Source organism: Pseudomonas sp. BAV 4579, from assembly GCF_009765395.1.
GTDB lineage: Bacteria > Pseudomonadota > Gammaproteobacteria > Pseudomonadales > Pseudomonadaceae > Chryseomonas > Chryseomonas aestiva.
The window spans coordinates 1-4022 of record NZ_WHOV01000153.1 but is presented as its reverse complement, the minus strand read 5'-3'; the positions used below and the strand labels follow the sequence as shown (position 1 = coordinate 4022).

The 4022-nt window shown below is 63.8% G+C and carries 4 protein-coding genes and 1 pseudogene; 3 read left to right on the top strand and 2 right to left on the bottom strand.

Going from position 1 to position 4022, the window contains the following annotated elements:
- Nucleotides 1-530: 530 nt before the first annotated feature.
- The 3 genes from GSQ95_RS22995 to GSQ95_RS22985 all read left to right on the top strand — a co-directional run bounded on the left by GSQ95_RS22995 (nucleotide 531) and on the right by GSQ95_RS22985 (nucleotide 1871).
- Nucleotides 531-671, top strand: coding sequence for a hypothetical protein (locus GSQ95_RS22995; RefSeq protein WP_156522273.1), 141 nt, complete (start codon nucleotides 531-533; stop codon nucleotides 669-671).
- A 414-nt stretch (nucleotides 672-1085) separates the two neighbouring features.
- A complete protein-coding gene (locus GSQ95_RS22990) occupies nucleotides 1086-1511 on the top strand; it encodes a hypothetical protein (RefSeq protein ID WP_158897011.1) in 426 nt (141 codons plus the stop codon).
- Between the two features lie 42 nt (nucleotides 1512-1553).
- A complete protein-coding gene (locus GSQ95_RS22985; RefSeq protein WP_158897012.1) occupies nucleotides 1554-1871 on the top strand; it encodes a hypothetical protein in 318 nt (105 codons plus the stop codon).
- A gap of 359 nt (nucleotides 1872-2230) precedes the next feature.
- Here GSQ95_RS22985 and GSQ95_RS22980 read toward each other — a convergent pair.
- Together GSQ95_RS22980 and GSQ95_RS22975 are read right to left on the bottom strand one after the other, a co-directional pair.
- Nucleotides 2231-2542: pseudogene (locus tag GSQ95_RS22980) on the bottom strand (membrane dipeptidase); the annotation flags it as partial.
- 158 nt (nucleotides 2543-2700) lie between these two features.
- The coding region (locus GSQ95_RS22975) for an efflux transporter outer membrane subunit (RefSeq protein ID WP_158973925.1) at nucleotides 2701-4022 on the bottom strand (1322 nt) is incomplete at its 5' end.

Here is a 4022-nt window from a genome sequence, read left to right as displayed (position 1 = left end):
ATGGTCACCCTGGCCTGCATCGATCGCTGTTGGCGCGTCGACTTTTCAGACAAACCCTAAGGTAACCAATTCTCTAACAGCGCACCGACGAACCTCGAGACATCTATCTCTATGGAGCGGAAGTCTTCGCATTTTTGATGAGAGCTCGCTCTAGGATGCCGTAGCACGAGGGGCCATTCTGTCCGCGTTCCTCTCAATTCACTTTGCCTGCCATAGGCTTGTTAGCGCTGGCATCGTGCTCCTCGTCGTAACGCCAGAGGTAACGCTGAGGCTCTCGGCGCAGGGGCTACGGGAGTACAATGTCGCTACGTCCACGGCCAAAGCTGTGCTTCCTCGAGAACACCATCCTGATGATCAATCCCTTACTTTTCCTGCCCCGACGGGATTTATGTTTTGGGAGTGGCGGATCGATCCTGATAGCTTACAGGTGGCGATGGCTGCATAACCGTCACCAAAACGCTCGCTCAAAGCCTTTGTGATGGCACAAACCCGGGCGTATGCTCGGGACATGTACTGGCGAGGAGCCGATCATGTTCCGACATCACCTGGTGCGTTTCTTCAAAACCTTCGCTGCTGAGTTCGTGAGCGCTGCCAAGCAGGCGCCGGCGATCTACTTCGCACCCCTGCGGGGCGCGATCAACGCGGTAAAGGCGCAAGCCCGCAAGGCTTGAGCGTAATCCTGGCCAGCCTCTCTTCCGGGAGGCTGTGCTTTCACCGATAGACGTATCAGCAGGCCGCAAGGCCTTTCCCCACGGGACTTCTGCTCCCGATGGGGGCAGGGTCCCTCTCAACCAGGAGGTGCACCATGGCCGAGATCATCAATCTGGTGATTGTCGTTCTCGATCTGCTTCTCTGAAGCGATTGCTCAAGCGAGTCCCCGCCCATGCGGCGGGGCTTGCTTTGAGTCTACTGCGGAGTGCCCCTCAGGCAGTCCACAGTGAATTCTCGATGGCGCCATGGTGCGCCTTCGTGATGCAGCAGCTGAGCTCTTCAGCACCGGCTTTTCGTTCTGATTGGCCAATCCTCAACCCGCGCGGGCTTCGTCCCCGCCGGGGCCGGACTCCGCGTTTATCGGAGATCCAGGAATGTCTATCAACACCGCGCTTACCACTATGATGGCCCGCCAGCTCGACAAGCTTGGCTACACGTCCGACGACGTGCGCTTCTCCCTCGGCTACTGCCAGGGCGACGGCGCAAACTTCACCAGTACGCTCGACGTCGAAAAGCTTGGCCCGCCCCTGGTACCGGAGATCCTTCCGGCGGTCTGGCGCGAGCTCAAGGAAAACGCAGACCAGCACGAGGAGCTCACGTTGTCACCGGGCCGAGATCGCTATGTACATGAGCGATCCACGTCCTTGAGCGAGTCGGCTCGTAGCGTTGAGGGTACCGCCGCGGAGGTATACGGCGGCCCTACGCACAAGGTCGCGTTCCACCGCTTCATGACGGCCTTAGAAGAGGACGTCGTCTCTACGGGGGCGATGCTTGCGCGCATGGGCTACATGCCTCACTGATCGCTACCTGCGCGAAAGCGTCCTTTCGCCTGGATCGCTTTCGTGTGGCTCAACGCCTTCGAGGATGAGACCTACAACCCGTTCGAATGGCAGACCGCCGATGACGAGCTCGATGAGCGAATCACGGCCGTCATGGAAGAAAATCTGCAATTCTGCGCACTGGAGGCCAAGGTCTACCTGGTCACTGGTGAAGAGGAGGGTGGCGACATCCTTCTCGCCGGCAAGCACGTCTACGGCGTAGAGCTTCCGGACGGTCGGCGCGTTTGCAGCGCCGGCCGCGAGGTCATTCACGAAGCTATCGATACTGCCCGTCAGTACCTCAACTCGCTGTCCCTACCGAGCCTGCGGCAGGCAGCCTGATCCAATCAACCCCAGGGGGGCTTATCCCCCTCTGGGGGCGAAGTCTCTCTGGACCCCTTCCCAGCGCCGGGGCTTCCCCAAGCTCCCGTCTCGGGGGTTTCGGGAAGCCCCGGTGCTGGGCTTTACCTGGAGGTCCATGATGAGAAATTTGAAAGCGAGTGCGGTGCGTGACGCGGCAAAGGTGCGGAGCTGGGATTCCATCCTGGAGGATCTGTGCCCTGAGATCGATGCACGCGCACTTAGCAAGGTGGGGCGCCATGTCGCCTGCCCTCTGCACGGCAAGGGTGTCGCGACCCGCCGGCGCCAGCAACGGCAGACCGGCCGCCAGCAGGCCGCCCCGCTTGAGGAAGCTGCGTCTGTCACTCATGGCCGGCGTGCTCCTGGGGGTGTTTGGCCTGGGCCTGCACCTCGGCCCAGGCCCGCAGGAAGTTGCCTCCCCACAGCTTGGCGATGTCGGCATCGCTGTAGCCGCGGGTGATCAACTCGGCGGTCACGTTGCGTAATTCCCCGACGTTCTGCCAGCCATCCAGGCCGCCGCCATCGTTGAAGTCCGAGCTGATGCCGACGTGATCGATGCCGACCTTCTTCACCGTGTAGTCGATGGCGTCCACGTACTGGGCGAGGCTGGCTTTAGGGTCCTCTTCGAGCAGGGTGTAGAGCTGGCTGGCATAGAGGTGAATTCATATTCAAAAGTCAAGCTTCCTTGGCATAGTGCCGCTTTATCGGCCGATGTCCGACATCTTTAAGCGTTTGCGAGGTAGACGTAAAAAGCTGCGCGCGAAGCGCGATATCCGAGCTGCGGCCGTTGGTAGATTTGGCTGCCTTTGGGCTAGCGGACCTGAGGAATGCTTTCAGCAGTACCTTCCCACCCACCCCCCAACGCCCTGAACAGCGCCACGCTGGCCCTGAGCCGCTGCAGGCGCAGGGTGATGGCATCGTCCTGGGCCTGGTAGAGGTTGCGTTGGGCATCGAGCAGGGTGAGCAGGGTGTCAGCGCCGGCGCGGTAGCGAGTTTCGGCCAGGCCGAACGCTTGCTGCGCCTGGTCCAGCGTTTGGGCTTGCCAATGCAGTTGGCGATCCAGCCCGGCGCCGTCGTTGAGCGCGCGGTCGACGTCGCCGAAGGCGTCGAGCAGGGCCTTACGGTAGTTTTCCAATAGTTCCTGCTGGGGCGCCTGGCTGGCCTGGTAGCCGGCGCGCAGGGCACCGGCGTTGAAGATGGGGGCGAGCAGGGCGCCGCCAAGGTCGTAGTAGCGGTTTGCGAACAGGTCGGCCAGATGATCGGCGCCCACGGCCAGGTTGGCCTTGAGGGTGAGGCGCGGCAGCATCAGGCTGCGCGCTACCTGAACGTCGGCCTGGGCCGCAGCCAAGCGGGCTTCGACGCGGGCCACGTCGGGGCGGCGGGCGAGCAGTTCGCTGGGCAGGCCGACGCCGGTGGCCGGCACCTGCAGGCGGGCGAAGTCGCCAGTCGGAAGCTGCAGTCGCGTCACCGGTTCACCCAGCAGGGTGGCCAGGACCAGGCGGGCATTGGCGGTGTCCTGGCGCAGGCTTTCGAGTTGCTGGCGCTGGCGGGCGACCAGGCCGCGCTGCTGGGCCAGCTCCAAGGGGCTGGCAGCGCCAGCGATCTGGCGGGTGCTGACCAGTGCAAGCACCTGCTCGGCATTGTCCAGGTTGCGCCGGGCGATGGCGGTGCGGGCCTGAACGGCGCTGAGGTCGAGGTAGCCGGCGGCCACGCTGGCCAGCAGTGTGAGCTCCAGGGTGTCGCGGTCGAAGGCGCTGGCCTGCCAGGTCGCCACGCCGCTACGTGCCCGCGCCGCTACGCCGCCCCAGAAGTCGACCTCGTAGCTGGCGGCGAGCCCCAGGCTGAAGACCTCCAGACGCCGGTCGTCGCGGTAGGTGTCGATGCCGCTATAGCCGGGGCCATGCAGCAACCGTTCGTGGTTACCGTTGAACCCCGCCTGCAACGTCGGCCAGCGGTTGCCGGCGGCAACCTGTGCCTGGGCGCGGGCCTGTTCCACGCGCGCCAGGGCGGCGCTGAGGTCGGGATTGTTGCGCCGGGCGCGTTCGATTAGGGGTGCCAACTGGGGATCAGCGAAGCCACGCCACCAGGCGTCCAGGCGCTCGCGGGCGGGTTGGGGGCCGGCCTGCCACTGAG